This window comes from Bacillus sp. AK128, from assembly GCF_053903075.1.
The window spans coordinates 4,647,885-4,668,691 of record NZ_CP096379.1; the positions used below are offsets into that span (position 1 = coordinate 4,647,885).

Here is a 20,807-nt window from a genome sequence, read left to right on the forward strand (position 1 = left end):
ACAAAATTCGAACCCTAGATCATCCAATTACTATGAGCGATTATATTGATTCATCACGTCAAGAAAAGGTTGTTTTAGCCATGATTCACATGCGTCAGCAGTTAACTTAATTGCATCAACAACATCATTAACCTCTTCAGGAGTAAATCTTCCTAAAACATAATCAGAAATGTTCATCCCATTTTGAGGACGATCGATGCCAATTCGAATTCGCTTAAACTCTTGGGTCCCCAGATGTTGAATGACCGACTTCATACCATTTTGTCCACCAGCGCTTCCTTTTGTACGAAGACGGATTTTACCAGTTGGCAAATCTAAATCGTCATAAATGATTACTATATCTTCAGCATCTATATTATAGTAATCCATAAGAGGACGTACTGCTTCTCCTGATAGATTCATATAAGTTAATGGCTTCAATAAAAGTACTTTTTCACCATGAATCACACCTGTTCCAAATATACCTTTAAATTTTTCTTTATCTAATTCAATTTGATGACGATGAGCCAGTTCATCAATAGCAATAAAGCCAACATTATGCCTAGTTTGTGCATATTGTCTCCCTGGGTTCCCTAATCCTACAATTAATTTCATCGTGTACCTCCAAATGACTTCTAAACATCTTCTATATAATAGTATACGAAATCAATGACAAGAAACCTTTATTTTTTAATTTTTTGTTGTTTTGTTGCTTTGTTTAAATAAATTTAAATAAAAATTAGGTCCTATTTATTACTTGTTGTTTATAAGTAATAATATTTTAAGGCTGTTTTCGCATACTTTGTTGCTATTTCACAAAAAATGAATTTTTATTGGGTCCGTTGACTTCCGCTGCAGGCACTCGCTTTCCGTGGGGAGGGACTTGAGCCTCCTCGGCTTTGCCTGCGGGGTCTCAAGCTTCCCTCTATCTCCCACAGGAGTCGAGTGCCTTCCGCTCCAATCAACTCAATACTTTAAAAATGCTAATAAAATAACAACAATCTTTACCAAAAGAGCCTATTTTAAAAATAGAGCTAATCAAACTTTTTGATACTACTAGGTTCACCAACTGCTTTAATCTATCTCATTTTATACTACTCCATTATAATCTTTTTTCCTTCTTACTCATAAAAAATGCATGGTCTTTTTTAACAGACCACGCAATAACATTTATTTGTTGTTTATTTTTCTTCCTCGTCGCCCTCAGTACCTTCATTTTCTACTTCACCATCTTGAGTTTCTCCTGCTTCGACAGTATCCTCAACCTTTGGTGGTAAGACAGAAGCAACTACCTCACTGTCTTCATGGTTAATTGTATAATTTCCACCCTGTAAGATGTCACTGATTTGAATGGTCTCATTTACATCTAAGCTAGAGATATCCACATCAATCGATGAAGGGATATTGCCTGGGAGAGCTGTGACAGATAATTGATGAAGTGATTGTTGAAGGACACCACCTGACTTAACTCCTAACGCCTCACCTACTAGATTAACATTTACATCAACGTCAACCTCTGCCGACATATCCACCACATAAAAGTCTGCATGGATAATTTCATTTTTAAGAGGATCTGTTTGGAGCTCATGAAGCATCACTTGTACATTTTCATCAGAGCCTGTTAAAGTAATGATTCCATTTCGACCAACTTCTCTAATGGTTTTAATAAATTCAATACTATCAACGGAAACTGGTTGGGTTTCTCTTTGAGAACCATAAATAACAGCTGGGAAGCTTCCTCTATTTCGAATCACTCGGTTTTGTGATTTCTTAAGATTTGTTCTTTTCTCTACATTAAGTAATGCTGTAGCCATATAAAAACTCCTCCAATTTGGTAATAGTATAAAAGTTTGTCCTATTATACCTTTTCCCATTGGAGGAAATTTTAAACTTATTTATTTAATCAAGACTGTTTGTATAGATTGTTGCTTTGCTTAGAAATCCCAAAAGCCGGATTTTTACCTTAGTATTAAGATCTTGCTATACATAAAGAGAGTCGCTCTTTTCTAATCTCTACTCAATTTACTTATAATACTGGGTGTACAGCCAAACTTAACGTCACGATAGCAACAAAGTTATAGAAAAGAGCCTTAATCAAAAAGTGTACTTACGGACTGTTCTTCGTGAACACGGATAATCGCTTCCCCAATTAATGGGGCTACGGACAACTCGGTAACCTTATCAATTTTCTTTTCTTCTGCTAGAACAATTGAATTGGTTACAACAAGTTCTTTAATTTTGGAATTTTGGATCCGTTCAATAGCTGGTCCTGATAATACTGGGTGTGTACAACAAGCATACACCTCAGTTGCACCATTCTCTACTAGAGCATTCGCAGCAAGTGTAATAGTTCCAGCTGTATCGATAATATCATCAATTAAAATAGCTGTTTTTCCTTCAATATTACCGACAATGTTCATAACTTCAGAAACGTTTGGCTTCGGACGTCTTTTATCAATAATAGCAATTGGAGCCTTTAGGCGGTCAGCTAATTTCCTTGCTCGTGTTACTCCGCCATGGTCAGGTGACACAATGACAATATCATTTAGATTTTTACCTTCAAAATATTCTGCTAGGATTGGTACTCCCATTAAATGATCAATCGGAATATCAAAGAATCCTTGAATTTGTGGAGCATGAAGGTCAAGCGTAATTACACGTGTCGCTCCAGCAGTTTCTAACAGATTAGCTACTAGCTTCGCTGTAATTGGTTCTCTGGCTCTAGCCTTACGATCCTGTCTTGCATAGCCATAGTAAGGCATAACAATGTTGATTGTTTTAGCTGAAGCTCTTTTTAATGCATCGATTAAAATTAAAAGCTCCATAATATGTTCGTTAACTGGTGCACTTGTTGATTGCACAACATATACGTCACAACCACGGATGCTTTCTTCAATATTAATCTGAATTTCACCATCACTAAACCTAGCAACTGAACATTGCCCAAGCTCTAGGCCAATAAAGCTAGCTATATCAGCTGCAAGCTTTGAATTAGAATTAAGTGTAAACAATTTTAACTTTCGATCGGAATAACGAGACATACGCTTTTAAACCCTCCACTTAAGTTATTCTTTGTTTTTTAATCGACTTGCATAATTTTCTTTATTTGTCTGTCGTGCTCTTGCAATAGATAGAGCTTCTTCCGGAACATTATTAGTAATCGTAGAACCCGCTGCTACATATGCATTTTTCCCGACTGTAACAGGAGCAATTAAGTTAGAATTACACCCAATAAATGCCCCGTCCTCAATAATGGTTTCGAATTTCTTTTTCCCATCATAATTAACTGTAATGGAGCCACAGCCTAAATTGACATCTTCACCAATCTTGGCATCTCCTATATAACTTAAGTGTGAAGCTTTACTTCCTTTTCCGAAGACAGCTTTCTTCAGTTCAACAAAATTCCCGATTTTAACTTCATCTGAAATTTGCGAATCTGGTCTAATGTGTGCAAATGGTCCAATTGCAACATCAGAACCGATTGCACTTTTATGAGCAACTGATTGTTTTATTGTTGTCCGGTCAGCTACTGAACAATCCATAATCTCAGTGTTTGGTCCAATGACACAATCCGAGCCTACTTCTGTTTTTCCTAGTAGACTTGTTCCTGGATAGATCGTTGTATCTCGGCCAATTATTGTATCTGCTGAGATATACGTATTGGATGGATCGATAATCGTCACACCATTCACCATATGTTGATGGTTGATTCGTTCTCTCATCGTCTTTTCTGCTTGTGATAATGCCACACGGTCATTTACTCCTAATGTCTCCTCAAATCGTTCAGTTTGGAAGGCTGAGACCGTTTCACCTTTATCCTTTAATATCTCTATAACATCCGGTAAATAGTACTCTCCTTGAACATTATCATTTGATACTTGAGCTAGCGCTTCAAAAAGTGCCTCATTATCAAAACAATAAGTTCCAGTATTTATTTCCTTCACCAATCTTTCTTCTTCTGATGCATCCTGATGTTCGACGATTCGCTTAACATCCTTATTAGTTTGGCGAATAATTCTACCGTACCCTGTAGGGTCTTCTGTATAAGCAGTTAAGATGGTTGCTTTCGCATTTGTTTCTTCATGATGTTTAAGGAGGGCTTCCATGGTATCCGCTGTAATAAGTGGGGTGTCTCCACAAATTACTAGAGTCGTCCCTTTTTCATTTTGCAAATGATTGCTTGCCTGCAAGACAGCATGAGCAGTACCGAGCTGTTCTTCTTGCAGAGCATATTCACTTCGTTTGCCGATCGTCGATTTTACGAGCTCTGCGCCATGCCCAATAATTGTCACAATCTTATGTAGCTGTAATGTTGAAACATGGTCAATAACATGTTCGACCATTGGCTTTCCACAGACAGGGTGTAATACTTTATATAATTTTGATTTCATTCGAGTTCCTTGACCAGCAGCTAAAACAACAGCATAACGATTTGTCATAGTAACCCCCCAAATATATTTTTGAAATCGTTTTATTTTTCAATACCTTATTATCCATTACGAATATATCTTAAAACCCATCTTATTTCAAGAAAACTAAGCTAGTAAAAAGCTATATGTCTATAATTGACGAATTTTAGACAATATTTAGGAATAATTTAGGCATATATAATATTGTATCAGAGTAGAGTAGGGGTTTAAGGATTCTGATTTATTAATTTTTTCTTACTGATGACTATATATAAATATTTTAGTTTTCATGCTCAGTTAAACCTTACTCTTAAAAAAGCCTATTTTTAATGAAGGCTCTTTTTAGCATGGTTTATTGTTTTTATAGGATAGTTTCCTTTTATTCCTCTCTTCTCTTCTTTTTCGCAAGGCTGTGTTAAACCTCGTTGTTGATTTTCGTTACAGGACACTCGCTTTCCGTGGGGCGTGCGGTGAGCCTCCTCGGCTGCGCCTGTGGGGTCTCGCCTGTCACGCTACTCCCACAGGAGTCTCGCGTCCTTCCACTTCAATCAACTGTGCAAATAAATCAACATTGTACTTTAACAGAGCCTTTCGCAAAAAAAAAAGAGCCTAGCTATTTAACTATGGCTCCTGCATTGTTATTTTTATGATGCTCCAGCTTCTTCAAGCTCGACTTCTAACTCACCAACACGATGATACTCAGCTAAAACAGCATCTTGAATCTTCCCACGAGTAGACGAGTTAATTGGATGAGCGATATCACGAAACTCCCCATCTGGTGTCCGCTTGCTAGGCATTGCTACAAACAAACCGTTGTTTCCATCAATTACTCTAATATCATGAACAACAAATTCATGATCAAGTGTGATAGATGCAATAGCTCGCATACGTCCTTCGGTATTAACGCGGCGTAATCTCACGTCTGTCACTTCCATTATGTTCACCACCTTTTCCCTTTATAAAACTTATTTAAGTAATTCAACGGAATTTTCTGTTTTCCTTCTTTTTTAAAAAATTTTTTTTATAAATCTACAAATTTTTTAAGTTTTCTTAATTATAACTACTAGGTCCTTTTACTTAATTAATTTCCAAATATTATAATAAGCCCTTTTCATGGTTGATTTGATTTAATTAAAGTGAAAAGAGCCAAAGATGAACCTGTTTTATTCATATAAATGAGTCCACAAAAAAACCTTCTCGTAATTGAGAAGGTTTTCGCTCTTATTTAATTAATGCAATGACTTCAATCTCAACTTTTACATCCTTTGGTAATCTAGCCACTTGTACACATGAGCGAGCAGGCTTATGATCCGAGAAGTATTCGCCATACACTTCGTTAAACGGGATAAAATTATTCATGTCACTTAAAAACACCGTTGTTTTTACTACAGTTTGAAAAGAAGCACCTGCTTCCTCTAGTACTGCAGCTAGATTCTTAAAAACCTGATGTGTTTCTTCTTGAATAGTCCCTGTTAATAATTCACCATCTGCCGTTAAAGGGATTTGACCTGAGCTATAAAACATATTATTTACTACGATACCTTGTGAATAAGGACCTATGGCCTGAGGAGCCTTAACCGTTTGAACAATCTTCATTCTTCTTCCCCTCCAAAGTTTGAAATAATTACTTGTTCATAATGACTTATAAAATTCCCTGGTAAAACATCTATTGCTTTTTCTTTTAATTTTACTTCTGAAAGTTGAACGAGTGAATAATAATCTTCAACGAGACGTTCTTCAATGTCTTCTTCTGATTCAACTAAAACGCCAATTCCAGCAACCTTCGCATCAAATTCCTCTAATAGGCTAACCATTCCATTAATGGTTCCACCGGCCTTCATGAAGTCATCGATAATGAGGACATTCGATCCCACTGCTAAGCTTCTACGTGCTAATAACATCGTTTGGATTCTCTTAGATGAACCTGATACATAATTGATACTAACAGTTGATCCCTCTGTTACCTTACTGTCTCTTCTAACAATGACAACAGGAACATTTAGATAATTGGCAACCGCATAGGCAAGTGGAATCCCTTTTGTTGCAACAGTCATCACAACATCAATTTTCTTGGTGGCAAAAAGGGATGCAAACATTAGACCAATTTTTTTAACTAGAGAAGGATTACCTAGTATATCTGTTAAATACAAGTACCCGCCTGGTAGTAGTCTTTCTGGCTTTCTGAACAATTGACAAAGCTCATCAATAAAAGCAATAGCCTCTTCCTTTGCTAACGTAGGGATGTATTTTACACCGCCTGCTGCACCTGCAACGGTTAACAAAGTACCAACTCCAGACTCTTCAAATGTCTGTTTAATAATCCCTAAATCCTCACTTATTGAAGATTTAGCTGATTGATAACGATCTGCAAAATATGTAAGTGGTACTAACTCATGGGGATGCTGTATTAAATAATAGGTCATATCCACTAGTCTACCACTTCGTTTGATCTTCATTTTTGTCCACCACCTATAAATCCGAATGTTTTAAGTAAATATACCATCATTATACGGATTTAATCAAGATGGTTTCGTTCACCCACTAATCGAACGGCAAATACTTGATCACAGAAACCTCTTAAACCATTATAAACCCGTTGCATTCTTGAATCATGCTGAACAAGTCCAAAAACAGTTGGTCCACTTCCACTCATTAATACCGCATCAGCACCAAAGCGCTTCATCTGATCTTTAATCTGTAAAACCTCTGGATGCATCTTTAAAGTTACTTCCTCTAAAACATTACCCATCTCATGACAAATACCTTGATAATTTTGATTACGAATAGATTGAACCATCTGATCTACATTAGGATGTGCCACTTTTGACAGATCGAGGTTACCATAAACATCAGCAGTTGAGACACCTATTGCTGGCTTAGCTAGCACGACCCAGCAATGTGGAGGTGGTTCAATTGGAGTAATTTTCTCGCCTCTTCCTGTTGCTAAGGCTGTACCGCCATAAACACAAAAAGATACATCCGAACCGATTTCAGCCCCGATTTCTGCTAATTCATCTAAACTTAGTCCTAAATTCCAAAGCTGGTTTAACCCCCTAAGTGTAGCCGCTGCATCACTACTTCCTCCTGCCAAGCCGGCAGCAACAGGTATAGACTTTGTAATGGAGATTGATACTCCCTTAGAAAGGTTATATTTATTTTTTAATAGGACTGCTGCTTGATAAGCTAAGTTTCGATTATCATCTGGAACAAATCTATTTTGAGAGCTTATCTTAATTTGATTTGTTTCTAGCAACTCAAGCTCAACCCGGTCCGCAAGATCTATCGTTGTCATTACCATCTTCACTTCATGATAGCCATCATCACGTTTATGAAGCACATCTAATGCAAGATTAATCTTAGCCGGTGCTTTAACAAGAATCCTCATACCTTCACCTACTTTACGAACTTCCATATATTACGATATTGTACCATAAAGTATCTAGTAAAAACTAAAACTCGACAACTTTTAACAAAAGTATGGAGTTATTTAGCACTTTATAAACCCATTATTTAAACAAAAAAGACACCAAAGCAAAACCTTTGGTGTCATCGTAGTATGTTCCTGTATAAAAACCACTTATGTTTGGTTCTGTTTCAGTTGACTTTGTGCAATTTGAACAGCTCGTTTCACCATGTTTCCAGCCTCTTTGGAGGTAATGCCTCCCCAACCATCTTGCTGTACAGTATCATAAAAACCTAATTCTTTAGCTAGCTCTTCTTTAAAGTGCTCTGACATGATCCCTCGACGACGTCTACTCAAAAAAACAGCTCCTTTCCAATACTACGACATTAATAGTATTGGAAAGAAGCCGTTATAATTATAGTACTTAATATTATCCATGTTGTAATTATTGCCCTGTTAGTGCAATACCGCTTGTTTTATCATCAAAAAAAGTTAATTCAACCGTTTCTGTTAGAACATCTGCATAGCTGTAAGAAACTCGTTCAAATGAATTCTCATCCTGGTCTAGCTCAATGACAAAAACAGATGGATAGGTTTCTGCAAGTATACCTGAACGTTCAATTGTCTTCCTACGACCACCGTTTGCTCTTAAAGTTAAACGTCTACCAAGGTTTCCATCAAGAGCTTGCTTTATTTCAATAAGTGTTTTACCCATTTCACTCCACCTCGCTATAAATTTATACTAACACACCACCGTCCGAAAGTCAAATAAATTATAAATTATAACAATGTTATTAAAGTGTTGTCAATTAATAATTTACAACAATTTTCTGTACGAACATATATATTTTGTCTAATTTTGTAATAATTATGTAGAAGTTTGTAATGTTATTGTTTCTTTCTTTTATTTATACATTCATTGTTGGGTATAGTTGTAATTAATAGCCTCTAATGTTATTCATCAGAGGCTTTCATTTAATCGCTATATTTATTAAAAGGCATTCCCGTTCTTAATACTCCCTTTGTTTCAATACCGCCTAGACCCTTCTGTCCAGTCAGTGTGTTTCTAACCACGTCCCATACATTAATATGGTCCATAAATGGGGTAAAACTTATTCTTGCTACAATATATACAGGATCTAACGCATGAATATTCACTCGAGAAGGAGAGCTGGCAAAATTTGCACCTGCCCGTATTAGAGACTCAAAATGAGATTGACAGGCACCTGCAAATATGACTAGTTGATCTAGATTAGGAACCTTTTTTCTAGCCTCCATAACAGTCCGCACAAAATGTCTAGAGTGTCGATAGGCTTTTAAGTCAGATACCTTCCCTTTTGACTTCGAGTAAGCATCATGCCCAGTAATCACAAGGATATCGGGTCTAATCTTCTCAATGAGTCCACCTATTCTTTCTGGCATCTCTTTCTCATTACAATGTACTCCATAAACAGGAACTCCTATTTTTTCATATAAGGATAGGCACTTTTTTAAATAATTTGGATCCCCATCCAGATGTAGAACCTTCCCTGGCATTTGAAAAAATTCATAGTCTCCCTTATAACCATTTGTAGCATGGTATTCACTTTTTTCTCTTGCAAGATGATAATCTTGCTTAAAAAGTGAGAAGGAGCTTTCTTGCTTTTCAATTTCCTCGGTCAGATATCTCTCCTGCTCCAGATCATCCAAAAGCTTTAGATCTGAAAAAGGAGCATCTGCAATCAAACGTATGTCTTCTCCATATAGTAATGCCTTTTCCATTCCATCTTCGTGTTTGATTTCAATCACTCTAAATAATAAATCGCAATTATATGACAAACGAGCTACTCTCGCTCCTACTTGAAGTTTCATCATTCTCTCCCTCCCATAAAGAATGGGGATTCGCTCATAATAGAATAATCCTCTCAATAGCCTATGTAGGGAGAACTAAAAAGTGCATATTGTATAACCTTTGGTATGAAAAATAACTGATAGTCCCTTTTCAATAAATGCTTATTAAAAAAAATCTAGTCATTGACTAGATTTTCTCATTATATAATGCATCACTTAACCTACCAAATTCTTCAATTGAAAGTGACTCTCCTCTTCGTTCTGGAGCAATTTCAGCTGTTTTTAAGACAGTCAACAACTGTTCTTTTGGCAGCTTTTTAGAAAGATTATGACTTAAATTATTTAAAATGGTTTTCCTTCTCTGTCCAAAGCTGCTTCTAACCACTTCAAAGAAAAAGGACTCATCGATTACCTTAACTGGTGGTTGTGTTCGTCTAGTTAGGCGAATGACGGCTGAATCAACATTCGGCTGTGGTACAAATACCGTCTTAGGGACAGTCATCACAGTTTTTGCTTCTGTATAGTATTGGACTGCTATGGAAAGTGAGCCATATTCCTTTGAATTAGGTCCAGCTGCCATTCTGTCAGCAACCTCTTTCTGTAGCATGACGACAATTCCCCTTAACGGTAATCTCTCCTCTAAGAGCTTCATAAGAATAGGAGTAGTAACGTAGTAAGGTAAATTAGCGACAACCATAATATCCTTCTCTGCTCCAAACTCAGCCTGAATAACCTCTCTTACATCTGCTTTAAGGACATCCTGGTGAATCACTTTAACATTAGGATAGGGTGATAATGTATCCTGAAGAATTGGTAAGAGACGTTGATCAATTTCAAAAGCCACTACTTTTTTTGCACGTTTGGCTAGTTGTTCAGTTAATGCTCCAATACCAGGTCCTATTTCTATCGCACAGCTTTCTTCACCTAATTCTGCAAAGTCTACAATATTATCTAAAATATTTGTATCAATTAAGAAGTTTTGTCCAAGGCTTTTCTTAAAAGAGAAACCGTATTTAGCTAGTATTTCTTTTGTCCTTGTAGGGGTTGCAATATCTTTAGTCACTTTTTTTCCTCCTGAAGTACTTGTTTAACAGCCATTTCAAATTGTTCCCTTGTAATTTGAAACATTTGAAGTCGCTTATACAGCTGTTTTCCATTCATATAGCCTATTTTTAAAAGCAAACCAAGCTTCTCACGTCTTTGCCTTGCTTGGCTTCCTGCAATTAACCCTAGGTAGACAAGCTCATCCCACCCGATTACTTCTTTAATTTCAATCCACTCCTGTTGTACCTCAGAAAGGGCATGCCTAATCACCTCAACAGAAGCATGCTCTACACCTACCTTACGCTTTCTTTTATCCAAGGCATCCTGTCTCTGAATAAAAGCATGCTTACAGCCTGGAACATGCTGAGAAACGATCTTCCTAATTTTTTCTCCAGGATAATCAGGATCAGTAAAAATAATGACTCCCCTTTTTTCCTGGGCTAACTTTATTTTATGGAGAGTTTCTTCATTTACCGCTGAACCATTTGTCTCAATTGTATCGGCAGAAACAGCTTTTTGAATAGCAACGGTGTCATCCTTGCCCTCCACCACAATAATTTCTTTTATTTTCATTTTTTCCTCCAAAAGCTGAAACTTTTATATATATTGTTTCGTCTTATATAGTAGATATTAACTGTTATGTATTTAGTATGTACAGCTTTGAAAATAAGACCTTCATTATAGAATAGCATTTTATATAACGCAAAAGGCACAAAAAAACAGGGGACTAAATCCCCTGCAGTATAGCACTATTCCAAGATTTTTATCTTAACTGTTTTACGTCCCCAACGATAAGCCTCTGCTTTCGTTGCAAAGAAAACGTCAATCTTATTACCTTTAATAGCAGAACCTGTGTCACCTGCCACTGCATATCCATAGCCTTCTACATAGACTTTAGTGCCAAGTGGAATGACATTTGGGTCAACTGCAATTACTTTAGCATTAGGATTTGCCTTTAGGTTAATTCCGGTACTAGTAATACCTGAACATCCATTACAATAGGCTGTAAATGCTGTTGAAGTAACATAGAACTCTTTCGCTACATTTCCACTTCCTCTGGAAACCTGTGGCTGTTTAACAACTTTCGTTCCTACTGCGACAATTCGGTCCTTACTTTCTTTTAAGGTTTCAGTTTTAAGTAACTCTCTTGAAACCTCTTTACCATTTTCGATGATCACTTCATAATGTTTAGCAACTTTTCCAGTCTCACCGCTGTTCACGACCTTTTCAGTGCCTTTTGTTAAGTTAGCATCTTTTTTAGTAACAACTGCATAATCTACGGATTCTTCCACTACATCGGTGACCTTTTCTACCCTAGTAACCGAAACGGTTGAGTTTGCTACTACCATTTCTTCTAGCCCTGGTTCTACACGGTCCAATTCATTTAGTGTTACACTCTGCTTCTCTAAAAAGTCAGCGACAGTAGTCGAAGTTGTCCATACCTGCTTTTCTTCTCCGCCAACATTCATCATTAGTTGAAAAGCACTTTCAACTAAAACTTCCATATTTGCCTTGATTGAAGCACTAAGCTCTGGTTCTACTTTATCATGTTCTGTTACTTTAATATTCTCTGATTCTAGTAAATCTTGTACCGTCTCAGTTGTGGTCCATACTTTTGTCTCTTCTTCATTAATGACCAACTCAACTGGTATTGCAGCTTTCCAGACGACTTCGATATCGTCTTTTATGACTGTGTCTAAGCTGTGGTTAACAAAATCTTCATTACGAAGCTCAATAGCCTGCTCTGATAAGACGTCTCCCACTGTGTTAGCGTGTGTCCTGATCACTTGTTCTTCCCCATTAAGTGTCAGAGTAACAGTTTGCTTCGTTTCCTCATATACTGCATAGCAAGTTAGGCCTGCAAAAACTACGAAACTAGCAATTAACGTCACAAGCTTCTTAGATGTCATTGGTGCGGAAAACAGCTTTTTCATGTTATTAATCACGATGAAAAACGCCTCCTTCTCTCCTTGAGAGATTATAAAGAGTAAATTTTGTTTTGTCAAATCTCCTCTTGCTCGGACCGTATACCCTATTATGAACAACTAGTTCAAATTTTGAAAGGAAGACTTATCGACAAGGTTATCCTATGAAGGGAAAGAGACATGTAGAACTTTTTTGAATTTTCTTATAGTTGGACATGTTTGGTAACAATTCGACAGATTCTATTGTTAGTTTATGTTAAATATTTGACGAGCATTGTCGTACGTTTTTTGGACAACCTCTTCGTATGTTAACCCTTTTAGTTCTGCAATCTCTTGCGCAACTAATGCAACGTAACTAGGCTCATTTCTTTTTCCACGATAAGGATGAGGTGCCAAATATGGGCAGTCAGTTTCAATAAGTAAATTTTCTAAAGGTAATTCTTTTGCTACTTCCTTTGGCTTTTTGGCATTTTTAAAGGTAACAGGACCACCAAATGAAATATAAAAATTCATGTCGATGCATTCCTTCGCTACTTCTAAGCTACCACTATAGCAATGCATAATGCCTCCAACCTCTGCTGCATTCTCTTCCTTTAGTATATCTACAATATCCTGTGTTGCCTCACGATTATGAATAATAATCGGCAGCTTAACTCGTCTAGCTAACTGGATTTGTTTACGGAATACTTCTTTTTGAATATCCTTTGGTGACTTATCCCAATGATAATCGAGCCCCATTTCGCCGATGGCTACCACCTTTGGATGAAATGACAGCTCTTCAATCCATTGTAGATCTTCATCTGTCATATCAATGGCGTCCACTGGATGCCAACCTACAGAAGCATATATGAAGGAATACGTTTCAGCTAGTTCAATAGCCTTTTTTATCGTTGGTCTATCAAAGCCAACGACAACCATTTTTCGTACACCTTGTTGCTGAGCTCTTTCTATCACTTCTTCAAGATCATCATTAAACTGATCTGCATTTAAATGTACATGTGTATCAAATAACATAGTCAAGCTCCTTTAGTCATTTTAGCATGAATTTTCATGACATAGCTTACGCTAATCTTACAATTACATTACAAACTCTGGTTTTATTTACCTTACGTCAATATGCATTAACTGTGCCATTATGAGAAAAGAAACAGATAGGTGTAGCACCTACACCTATCTTAGTATTCCCATATATTATTTTACAAGTGAACCATTTGGTAGGGATTGGTCAACAGAAGCTACAGAAAGAATCCCATCCTGTTCGCCAGCTAAAATCATACCCTCTGATTTCTCACCTCTTAGCGTCACTGGTTTTAAATTGGTTACGCAAATTACTTTTTTACCAATAAGATCCTCTGGCTTATAGTACTTAGCAATTCCTGAGACGACCTGTCTTTTTTCATAGCCTAAATCAAGCTGAATCTTTAACAGTTTGTCTGCCTTTTTAACCGGTTCAGCCGCATAAACCTCAGCTACTCTTAATTCTACCTTCATAAACTCATCAATGGTGATTTCTTTTGGTGCATTTGACTCTTTTTTCTCTACTAGCTTAGGAGCAGTGCCCTGCATTTTTTCTTTGATATATTCAACCTCATCATTCATATCAAGTCTAGGGAATATCGGTTGCCCTTGAACTACCTTTGTTCCTGCTGGAATGACTCCGTATTGTTCCATGCTATCCCAGGAGGTTAAGCTTTCTCCGTTAATACCTAACTGATTCCAAACCTCGACTGGGGTTTTCGTTAAGAATGGTTGAAGCATAATGGATACATGTCTTAACGATTCTGAAAGATGAGACATTACTGATCCAAGAACATCTCGCTTTCCCTCATCCTTAGCTAACACCCATGGTTGTGTTTCATCTATATATTTATTCGTTCTTGATACTAACTGCCAGAGTGCTGTTAAGGCAACCGAGAATTGCATATCCTCCATTGCTTCCTCCACTTTACGTCTTGTTTCTTTTGTCATTTGTTCTAGCTGATCATCAAAAACGCTATGCGTTCCGCTATATACAGGAATCACACCGTCAAAATACTTCTGAATCATAGCAACCGTACGATTTAATAAATTACCAAGGTCATTTGCTAAATCAAAATTAATTCTTTCAATAAATCCTTCTGGTGTAAACACGCCATCTGAACCAAATGGAACCTCTCTTAATAAATAATAACGAAGTGAATCCAAACCGTAACGATCGATTAACGTGACAGGATCTACTACGTTACCTTTAGATTTTGACATCTTTCCATCCTTCATAAGGAGCCAGCCATGTGCAAAAACTTTTTTAGGTAAGGGTAAATCTAAAGCCATCAGCATAATAGGCCAATATATAGTATGGAAACGAACAATTTCTTTTCCAACTAAATGAACATTTGCTGGCCAGAACTTCTGATAGTTTTCATCATTCTCAGTTCCGTAGCCAAGTGCTGTAATATAGTTAGAAAGTGCATCAATCCAAACATAAATAACATGCTTTGGATCACCTGGTACTTTTACTCCCCAATCAAAGGTAGTACGGGAAACAGCAAGATCCTCAAGGCCAGGCTTTATAAAATTATTAATCATTTCATTCTTTCTTGATTCCGGTTGAATAAAGCCGGGATTTTCTTCATAGTACTGCAACAGTCGATCAGCATATTTACTCATCTTAAAGAAGTAGGATTCTTCCTTTACCTTTTCTACAGAACGATTACAGTCAGGACAATTACCATCCTCTAACTGTCTTTCTGTGTAAAAGGATTCACATGGTGTACAATACCAACCTTCATATTGATCTAAGTAAATATCACCCTGCTCTACTAAACGAGCAAAGATTTTCCCTACTACACTTTTATGTCGATCTTCTGTTGTTCTAATAAAATCATCATATGTAATTTCTAATTTATCCCATAGTTCTTTAATTCCTTCAACAATATCGTCCACATATTTTTGAGGAGTAACTCCCTTTTCCTCCGCATTTCTTTGTATCTTCTGACCATGCTCGTCAGTTCCCGTTAAATAAAAAACATCAAACCCACGTAAACGTTTATAGCGAGCCATTGCATCCCCTGCAACAGTTGTATAAGCATGTCCAATATGTAGCTTTCCACTTGGATAATAGATTGGCGTTGTTAGATAAAACGTTTTATGATCTGCCATTTAATAGCCCCCTATATTCAGTTATTATCATCTTTTACTATCTTATCAAAAATTATGGAATTATAAAGAAATAAACAAAAATATACAAAATCATTTGTAGTATCCATAACAATTACAAAGCAAACTAATACATTCATCTATTCCAATTACCGAAAGAAAATATACATTTATTTCAATTTTATATTAGATTTTGGTTTTAAATGGAAATCTGCGGGTATATAAAACCAAGGTGGATGAATTTCCCATGAAATATTTGTCAAATATTTATTGTAATTTGTCGAATAACCTTTACAATTAATTAAGAAATAGAACGGATTTCGAAATGATTACAAAATGCTTTATAACAACATTTTTCATAGAAATTTCACATCTTTTTACAATTTATTAATTGACTGGTTTGGGAATCACTGGTATTATATATTTACAGTTTATGTCGAATTATGACGAAAAACAATGAAATTTGTAATAAATATTTTATGGAGAGGGGAACGTAATTAAATGAAATCTACAGGTATTGTTCGTAAAGTTGATGAATTAGGTCGTGTTGTAATTCCGATTGAATTACGCCGTACATTAGGTATAGCAGAAAAGGATTCTTTAGAAATCTATGTGGATGACGAAAGAATTATCTTAAAAAAATATAAGCCAAACATGACTTGTCATGTAACTGGTGAAGTAAGCGAAGACAATATTGCACTTGCTGGTGGGAAAATCATCCTAAGTCGTGAAGGTGCAGAACAAATCCTAAACGAACTTCAAGGTTCTTTAGCTACTTCTAAATAATACTCAAGGGCTTACATATAGCCACTCTGAGTTAAATATAATTCAAAAAAAGAGCATTCAACATTATGAATGCTCTTTTTATGTAATTAACATCTTACTTCTAGGGTAAAGATCCGACTTCTGGGATTTTTACCAAAACAACATTCTATACAAAAAAGCCTTTTATTACTCCATTATATGATATTCTTCATAAATGTCCCTTTTAGCTGTTTCCCGGTCCATTGCAACCTTTTTAATGGCGTCTTTAGAAGTAAGTTCTTTCTGCTCGATGTACCAATTTACATGCTCCTTAATGGTCATCTCTGCCCACCAGGTTGATTCTTCTCTAATCTCCTCTTCACTTGAGCCCTCTATCAATATACAGCATTCACCTTTTACCTCAGTGTCAGCAAGCCATTGTTGTACCTCTGTGACGCTACCTCTTATAAACTCTTCGAATTTTTTGGTAAGCTCTCTGCAAACAACAATATTCCTTGTCCCCAATACTTCTCCAATTGCATGTACTGTTTCTTTTAAACGATGAGGAGATTCATAAAAAATCATCGTACTTTGTTGATACTTTAAGCGTTCTAGTTCCTTTTTCTTATCCTTTTTTTGTCTTGGTAAGAATCCAAAAAAGGAAAAGCTTTGTGACGGTAAGCCCGAAGCAATTAAAGCAGTAACAGCCGCATTTGCACCGGGAAGTGGAATAACAGGAAAACCAGACTGAAGGGCTTGTGAGACTAATTCATTGCCAGGATCAGAAATTGTTGGCATTCCTGCATCACTAACAAGTGCGATCTGTTTTCCCTCTTTCAGTTCATTAATGAGACGTTCACCACTTTTCTCCTTATTATGCTCATGATAACTGGTAACCGGAGTTTGGATCTCAAAGTAATTGCAAAGTTTCTTCGTCACCCTTGTATCCTCTGCGGCTATTAGAGAGACCTCTTTTAATATTCGAATTGCCCGAAACGTCATATCCTCTAAATTTCCAATTGGTGTAGGAACTAAATATAATGCACCAGTTTCTTCATTATGAAAGCTTTTTTGTTGAATCATATTCAACACCTCTTTCTTTTAAGAAATGCTCCTTGTTTGTTCTTGATAATTGCTTAAATTGATATTCAGCTGACATGGCTAATTGTTTCGTTGGAAAGACTTCATAGTATAATAGCTGAACAGGTTTCCTTGACCTAGTATATTTAGCACCCTTTCCTTCATTATGCTTTTTTACTCTTTCGGTTAGGCTATTGGTATATCCTCCATAAAAGCTATCATCCTTACACGACAGTACATAAAAGTAATGCTTAGGAGTCTCCATAAAGGATCGTATGGACCTCCTTTGTATAGTCACCCTCACTATTGTAAACAACTAATGGAGGTAAGATTTTCAAGTCTGGATTTCCATCCTTTATGCCTTCAATCAACAAGGTATTCGCTTCTTTCCCCTCTTTCGGATAGACAAATTGTAACCGTTTCGGTTCTATTCGATATTTTCTCATTAATGTTACGATATCTAATAATCGCCCAGGCCGATGAACAAAGGCTACTTTACCACCAGTTCGTACTAACTGACTACTGACTCTGATGACATCCTCTAACGTACAGTATATCTCATGCCTCGCAATGGCTAAATGTTCATTTTTATTTTTCTCACTAGTTTCCGGGGTTGGAAAATAAGGGGGATTACAGGTTACTACATCATACTTACCATGACCTAATTGCTTGGGCATGTCCTTAATATCACCATGGATGATTTCAATCTGTTTACCTAATTCATTATATTCAACACTTCGCTTGGCCATCTGAAAGATACGGTCTTGTATTTCCACACCTGTAATAGATCCCTTTGTTCGAGTACTTAGTAACAGCGGAATAACCCCATTACCTGTACAAAGATCAATGAGGTTTCCTTTTTGTATCGGTACATAGACAAATCGAGCTAATAAAACGGTATCTAAGGAAAAAGCAAATACAGATGGACTTTGAATGATTCGTAAGTTTTCAGCTAATAAGTAATCAAGTCGTTCATCATTATGTAAATTAACCATTTGTTAATTCCTTTCCATTTACTGTCTAAGGAAAATAGCCTTCCCTGTAACAGGAAAGGCCATACATTACTTCTTATTTAAAAAGGAGAGACAGAATAAGCAGTCTCCTTCTTTTCTAATACTTCCATAATGGACATTACAAATATGAAAACCTTCTTGGTATAGTCTGGCTAAGTTATCATAGCCTTCCCCAATATCAACAGGCTTATTATTAATTTCCTTAGAGGCTTGCTCTATATTCACCTGTTGTTCTTCATTGACTTGTTGATCAAGTCGTTTTCGTAGATGGGCATTTTCTACCAGAAGTTCATTGTTTTCTTCTATAAGTTCGGCTAAATGTTGTTTGAGCTCACCAAGTTGTTTATACAAATCACCGATTTGTTCTTCCATACTACTAACAGAGTCAAATATCTCTTTTTTATCCACTTGCTCCACCTCATTAATCTGTAGCTTGGATAGAAACGGCTCCTTCTTGGATTAATTCATCAAGTGTAAATTCAACAACACGCTCAATATCAGGTAATTCTACTTGGATGAGGCGTTCTAATATATTTAATCCTACAACCCTACCTAATCCATTAGGCGTTTCAATCGGTTCCCCAATATCAGGTAAAGCCTCTTTTGCCGTTTCATATTCGTCGTTTTCATATTTTAAACAACACATCAAACGACCACATAGCCCAGAAATTTTCGATGGGTTTAATGAGAGGTTTTGGTCCTTAGCCATTTTTATAGATACTGGTTCAAAATCTCCGAGAAATGTTGAACAACATAGCATTCTTCCACAAGGCCCAATGCCGCCAAGCATTTTTGCTTCATCTCTTACACCAATTTGCCGTAATTCTATTCTCGTGCGGAAGATAGCAGCTAAATCCTTTACAAGCTCTCTAAAGTCTACACGACCATCTGCAGTAAAATAGAAGATCACCTTATTACGATCAAAGGTATATTCAACATCAACTAGCTTCATATCTAATCCATGCTCAATGACCTTTTCTTCACATACTTGATAAGCTTCCAAAGCAGCCTTCTTATTCTCATCAACTGTCATTTTATCCTTAGGATCAGCAATTCGAATCACTTTCTTTAGTGGAAGTACTACATCCTCAGCATCCACTTTCTTATTACTAATCACAACTTTACCATACTCGATACCACGGACTGTCTCCACAATAACAAATTCCTCATCTGGAATTGTGAATTCTGCTGGATCGAAATAATATATTTTACCCGCTTTTTTAAAGCGAACTCCTACTACATCATACAAGCTAGGATCCCTCCTGCAAATTAAGCACCAATTGTTCCATCATTAACTGACCTTGCACATTGGCGTTAAGGCGTTTTTTTGCCTCTAGAATAGCGGCCATTTTTTCAACAACACTTTTTTGTGACAATTGGAGGGCTCGTTGTTTTTGTTGTTCCAAAACATCACGATACACAACCGCTTCTTCCTCTCCAATTATAATGGAAAGTAGATCTCTATAATAGAGCAATAGTAAGTCTAATCCTGTTTCAATCTGCTCTCTTTCTTTAAAGTGCTGGATCCATTTTTCTTGTATAAAAAATAGACCTGACGGTGAATCTATTACTTCACATAATTGTAACACTATTTTTCTTGACTCTGCAAACCAATCGTCCTGTACTAGACTTTGAGCCTGGTCAATGCTATTGGTTAACTGAACCACTACTAAAGCAACCAATGGGTTTACACCTTCATTTATTAACTGTTCCGATAACAATGTCTTTGGAACAGTTTTGGTAGAAAGTGTTTGGCATCTTGAAATAATCGTATCTATCATTTTATTCAACTGCTCTGTAATCAGAACAGCAGTAGTTTCTTGGTTCGGTTCTTCTAAAAACTTTAATAAGCTATTAGAAGCATTTACTGTCATTTTATCAGCATGGTTAATGATATAGAACTTTTGTTTTGATTCAACTCCAGTTTTGGCAAATTCCTCTTGAAGTAGTTGAATTTGTTGTTTCTTTATCGATAAACCATCTGGTTCTATTAAATGAACATCTGGATGATTACCAGATTGTATTCTTCGGCAATTAATACAGTTATGACACGGGTTTACAATAGCTTGAATATCTTTACAAAAGAGAGTCTTTGCTAGAAGAATGGCAATTTGTTTCTTACCTGTGCCTCTCTTTCCTTCTAATAAATAAGCGTGGGCCACTCTGTTTTTCTGTATACTATTTGTTAGCATTTTGGCTATGACAGGCTGCTGTATTGCAATGTCATCCCACGTCTTATTCATAC

At 36.5% G+C, this 20,807-nt stretch carries 23 protein-coding genes; 1 reads left to right on the top strand and 22 read right to left on the bottom strand.

Annotation, left to right across the window (positions count from 1 at the left end):
• Nucleotides 1-30: 30 nt before the first annotated feature.
• The 16 genes from pth to metG form a co-directional block, all read right to left on the bottom strand.
• Nucleotides 31-594 carry an aminoacyl-tRNA hydrolase gene (pth, locus tag M1D60_RS23305; RefSeq protein WP_456277142.1) on the bottom strand — a complete coding sequence of 188 codons (564 nt, stop codon included), beginning with the start codon at nucleotides 592-594 and terminating at the stop codon, nucleotides 31-33.
• Between the two features lie 566 nt (nucleotides 595-1,160).
• Nucleotides 1,161-1,793, bottom strand: a complete 633-nt coding sequence (locus M1D60_RS23310) for a 50S ribosomal protein L25/general stress protein Ctc (protein ID WP_456277143.1) — start codon at nucleotides 1,791-1,793, stop codon at nucleotides 1,161-1,163.
• Between the two features lie 276 nt (nucleotides 1,794-2,069).
• A complete protein-coding gene (locus tag M1D60_RS23315; protein WP_456277144.1) occupies nucleotides 2,070-3,020 on the bottom strand; it encodes a ribose-phosphate diphosphokinase in 951 nt (316 codons plus the stop codon).
• A 24-nt stretch (nucleotides 3,021-3,044) separates the two neighbouring features.
• Nucleotides 3,045-4,418: a bifunctional UDP-N-acetylglucosamine diphosphorylase/glucosamine-1-phosphate N-acetyltransferase GlmU gene (glmU, locus tag M1D60_RS23320; RefSeq protein ID WP_456277145.1), complete on the bottom strand. Its 1,374-nt coding sequence runs from the start codon at nucleotides 4,416-4,418 to the stop codon at nucleotides 3,045-3,047.
• Between the two features lie 614 nt (nucleotides 4,419-5,032).
• On the bottom strand, nucleotides 5,033-5,323 hold the full coding sequence (gene spoVG, locus M1D60_RS23325) for a septation regulator SpoVG (protein ID WP_163181994.1): 291 nt from the start codon (nucleotides 5,321-5,323) through the stop codon (nucleotides 5,033-5,035).
• A 286-nt stretch (nucleotides 5,324-5,609) separates the two neighbouring features.
• Nucleotides 5,610-5,984 (bottom strand): RidA family protein, encoded by a 375-nt coding sequence (locus M1D60_RS23330; protein ID WP_456277146.1) that lies wholly within the window; start codon nucleotides 5,982-5,984, stop codon nucleotides 5,610-5,612.
• Nucleotides 5,981-6,844 carry a pur operon repressor gene (gene purR, locus M1D60_RS23335; RefSeq protein WP_456277147.1) on the bottom strand — a complete coding sequence of 288 codons (864 nt, stop codon included), beginning with the start codon at nucleotides 6,842-6,844 and terminating at the stop codon, nucleotides 5,981-5,983. The genes M1D60_RS23330 and purR overlap by 4 nt, the downstream gene beginning before the upstream one ends.
• A gap of 59 nt (nucleotides 6,845-6,903) precedes the next feature.
• Complete coding sequence (gene ispE / locus M1D60_RS23340; protein WP_456277148.1) at nucleotides 6,904-7,773, bottom strand: 4-(cytidine 5'-diphospho)-2-C-methyl-D-erythritol kinase; 870 nt, start codon at nucleotides 7,771-7,773, stop codon at nucleotides 6,904-6,906.
• 192 nt (nucleotides 7,774-7,965) lie between these two features.
• Complete coding sequence (locus M1D60_RS23345; protein ID WP_456279527.1) at nucleotides 7,966-8,124, bottom strand: small, acid-soluble spore protein, alpha/beta type; 159 nt, start codon at nucleotides 8,122-8,124, stop codon at nucleotides 7,966-7,968.
• A 112-nt stretch (nucleotides 8,125-8,236) separates the two neighbouring features.
• A complete protein-coding gene (gene veg, locus M1D60_RS23350; RefSeq protein ID WP_456277149.1) occupies nucleotides 8,237-8,506 on the bottom strand; it encodes a biofilm formation stimulator Veg in 270 nt (89 codons plus the stop codon).
• A 260-nt stretch (nucleotides 8,507-8,766) separates the two neighbouring features.
• On the bottom strand, nucleotides 8,767-9,642 hold the full coding sequence (yabG, locus tag M1D60_RS23355) for a sporulation peptidase YabG (protein ID WP_456279528.1): 876 nt from the start codon (nucleotides 9,640-9,642) through the stop codon (nucleotides 8,767-8,769).
• 166 nt (nucleotides 9,643-9,808) lie between these two features.
• Nucleotides 9,809-10,684 (bottom strand): 16S rRNA (adenine(1518)-N(6)/adenine(1519)-N(6))-dimethyltransferase RsmA, encoded by an 876-nt coding sequence (rsmA, locus tag M1D60_RS23360; protein ID WP_456277150.1) that lies wholly within the window; start codon nucleotides 10,682-10,684, stop codon nucleotides 9,809-9,811.
• Complete coding sequence (rnmV, locus tag M1D60_RS23365) at nucleotides 10,681-11,250, bottom strand: ribonuclease M5 (protein WP_456277151.1); 570 nt, start codon at nucleotides 11,248-11,250, stop codon at nucleotides 10,681-10,683. Before rnmV ends, rsmA begins: the two co-directional genes overlap by 4 nt.
• A gap of 164 nt (nucleotides 11,251-11,414) precedes the next feature.
• A complete protein-coding gene (locus M1D60_RS23370; protein ID WP_456277152.1) occupies nucleotides 11,415-12,611 on the bottom strand; it encodes a ubiquitin-like domain-containing protein in 1,197 nt (398 codons plus the stop codon).
• Nucleotides 12,612-12,836: 225 nt separating this feature from the next.
• Nucleotides 12,837-13,604 (bottom strand): TatD family hydrolase, encoded by a 768-nt coding sequence (locus M1D60_RS23375; RefSeq protein ID WP_456277153.1) that lies wholly within the window; start codon nucleotides 13,602-13,604, stop codon nucleotides 12,837-12,839.
• Nucleotides 13,605-13,781: 177 nt separating this feature from the next.
• Nucleotides 13,782-15,728 carry a methionine--tRNA ligase gene (gene metG, locus M1D60_RS23380; protein WP_456277154.1) on the bottom strand — a complete coding sequence of 649 codons (1,947 nt, stop codon included), beginning with the start codon at nucleotides 15,726-15,728 and terminating at the stop codon, nucleotides 13,782-13,784.
• Between the two features lie 498 nt (nucleotides 15,729-16,226).
• Between metG and M1D60_RS23385 the strand changes: the two genes are divergently transcribed.
• Complete coding sequence (locus M1D60_RS23385) at nucleotides 16,227-16,511, top strand: AbrB/MazE/SpoVT family DNA-binding domain-containing protein (protein ID WP_456277155.1); 285 nt, start codon at nucleotides 16,227-16,229, stop codon at nucleotides 16,509-16,511.
• Between the two features lie 165 nt (nucleotides 16,512-16,676).
• On the opposite strand, the gene rsmI is transcribed toward M1D60_RS23385, so the two are convergent.
• The 6 genes from rsmI to holB all read right to left on the bottom strand — a co-directional run bounded on the left by rsmI (nucleotide 16,677) and on the right by holB (nucleotide 20,805).
• Entirely contained in the window at nucleotides 16,677-17,552 is an 876-nt protein-coding gene (rsmI, locus tag M1D60_RS23390) for a 16S rRNA (cytidine(1402)-2'-O)-methyltransferase (RefSeq protein WP_456277156.1), read from the bottom strand.
• Entirely contained in the window at nucleotides 17,527-17,814 is a 288-nt protein-coding gene (locus tag M1D60_RS23395; protein WP_456277157.1) for a GIY-YIG nuclease family protein, read from the bottom strand. Before M1D60_RS23395 ends, rsmI begins: the two co-directional genes overlap by 26 nt.
• Nucleotides 17,801-18,544 carry a tRNA1(Val) (adenine(37)-N6)-methyltransferase gene (locus M1D60_RS23400; RefSeq protein ID WP_456277158.1) on the bottom strand — a complete coding sequence of 248 codons (744 nt, stop codon included), beginning with the start codon at nucleotides 18,542-18,544 and terminating at the stop codon, nucleotides 17,801-17,803. The genes M1D60_RS23395 and M1D60_RS23400 overlap by 14 nt, the downstream gene beginning before the upstream one ends.
• A gap of 66 nt (nucleotides 18,545-18,610) precedes the next feature.
• Nucleotides 18,611-18,970, bottom strand: a complete 360-nt coding sequence (yabA, locus tag M1D60_RS23405) for a DNA replication initiation control protein YabA (RefSeq protein WP_456277159.1) — start codon at nucleotides 18,968-18,970, stop codon at nucleotides 18,611-18,613.
• Between the two features lie 13 nt (nucleotides 18,971-18,983).
• Nucleotides 18,984-19,811: a PSP1 domain-containing protein gene (locus tag M1D60_RS23410; protein WP_456277160.1), complete on the bottom strand. Its 828-nt coding sequence runs from the start codon at nucleotides 19,809-19,811 to the stop codon at nucleotides 18,984-18,986.
• Between the two features lies 1 nt (nucleotide 19,812).
• Complete coding sequence (gene holB / locus M1D60_RS23415) at nucleotides 19,813-20,805, bottom strand: DNA polymerase III subunit delta' (RefSeq protein ID WP_456277161.1); 993 nt, start codon at nucleotides 20,803-20,805, stop codon at nucleotides 19,813-19,815.
• Nucleotides 20,806-20,807: the final 2 nt, after the last annotated feature.

Coding starts and splice junctions, on each gene's coding strand:
- purR (WP_456277147.1), bottom strand. CDS start 6,844: ATGAAGATCAAACGAAGTGGTAGACTAGTGGATATGACCTATTATTTA.
- M1D60_RS23315 (WP_456277144.1), bottom strand. CDS start 3,020: ATGTCTCGTTATTCCGATCGAAAGTTAAAATTGTTTACACTTAATTCT.
- pth (WP_456277142.1), bottom strand. CDS start 594: ATGAAATTAATTGTAGGATTAGGGAACCCAGGGAGACAATATGCACAA.
- rsmI (WP_456277156.1), bottom strand. CDS start 17,552: ATGATTCAACAAAAAAGCTTTCATAATGAAGAAACTGGTGCATTATAT.
- holB (WP_456277161.1), bottom strand. CDS start 20,805: ATGAATAAGACGTGGGATGACATTGCAATACAGCAGCCTGTCATAGCC.
- M1D60_RS23330 (WP_456277146.1), bottom strand. CDS start 5,984: ATGAAGATTGTTCAAACGGTTAAGGCTCCTCAGGCCATAGGTCCTTAT.
- veg (WP_456277149.1), bottom strand. CDS start 8,506: ATGGGTAAAACACTTATTGAAATAAAGCAAGCTCTTGATGGAAACCTT.
- M1D60_RS23345 (WP_456279527.1), bottom strand. CDS start 8,124: ATGTCAGAGCACTTTAAAGAAGAGCTAGCTAAAGAATTAGGTTTTTAT.
- glmU (WP_456277145.1), bottom strand. CDS start 4,418: ATGACAAATCGTTATGCTGTTGTTTTAGCTGCTGGTCAAGGAACTCGA.
- yabG (WP_456279528.1), bottom strand. CDS start 9,642: ATGAAACTTCAAGTAGGAGCGAGAGTAGCTCGTTTGTCATATAATTGC.
- ispE (WP_456277148.1), bottom strand. CDS start 7,773: ATGAGGATTCTTGTTAAAGCACCGGCTAAGATTAATCTTGCATTAGAT.
- M1D60_RS23395 (WP_456277157.1), bottom strand. CDS start 17,814: ATGGAGACTCCTAAGCATTACTTTTATGTACTGTCGTGTAAGGATGAT.
- spoVG (WP_163181994.1), bottom strand. CDS start 5,323: ATGGAAGTGACAGACGTGAGATTACGCCGCGTTAATACCGAAGGACGT.
- M1D60_RS23375 (WP_456277153.1), bottom strand. CDS start 13,604: ATGTTATTTGATACACATGTACATTTAAATGCAGATCAGTTTAATGAT.
- metG (WP_456277154.1), bottom strand. CDS start 15,728: ATGGCAGATCATAAAACGTTTTATCTAACAACGCCAATCTATTATCCA.
- M1D60_RS23310 (WP_456277143.1), bottom strand. CDS start 1,793: ATGGCTACAGCATTACTTAATGTAGAGAAAAGAACAAATCTTAAGAAA.
- M1D60_RS23385 (WP_456277155.1), top strand. CDS start 16,227: ATGAAATCTACAGGTATTGTTCGTAAAGTTGATGAATTAGGTCGTGTT.
- M1D60_RS23400 (WP_456277158.1), bottom strand. CDS start 18,544: ATGGTTAATTTACATAATGATGAACGACTTGATTACTTATTAGCTGAA.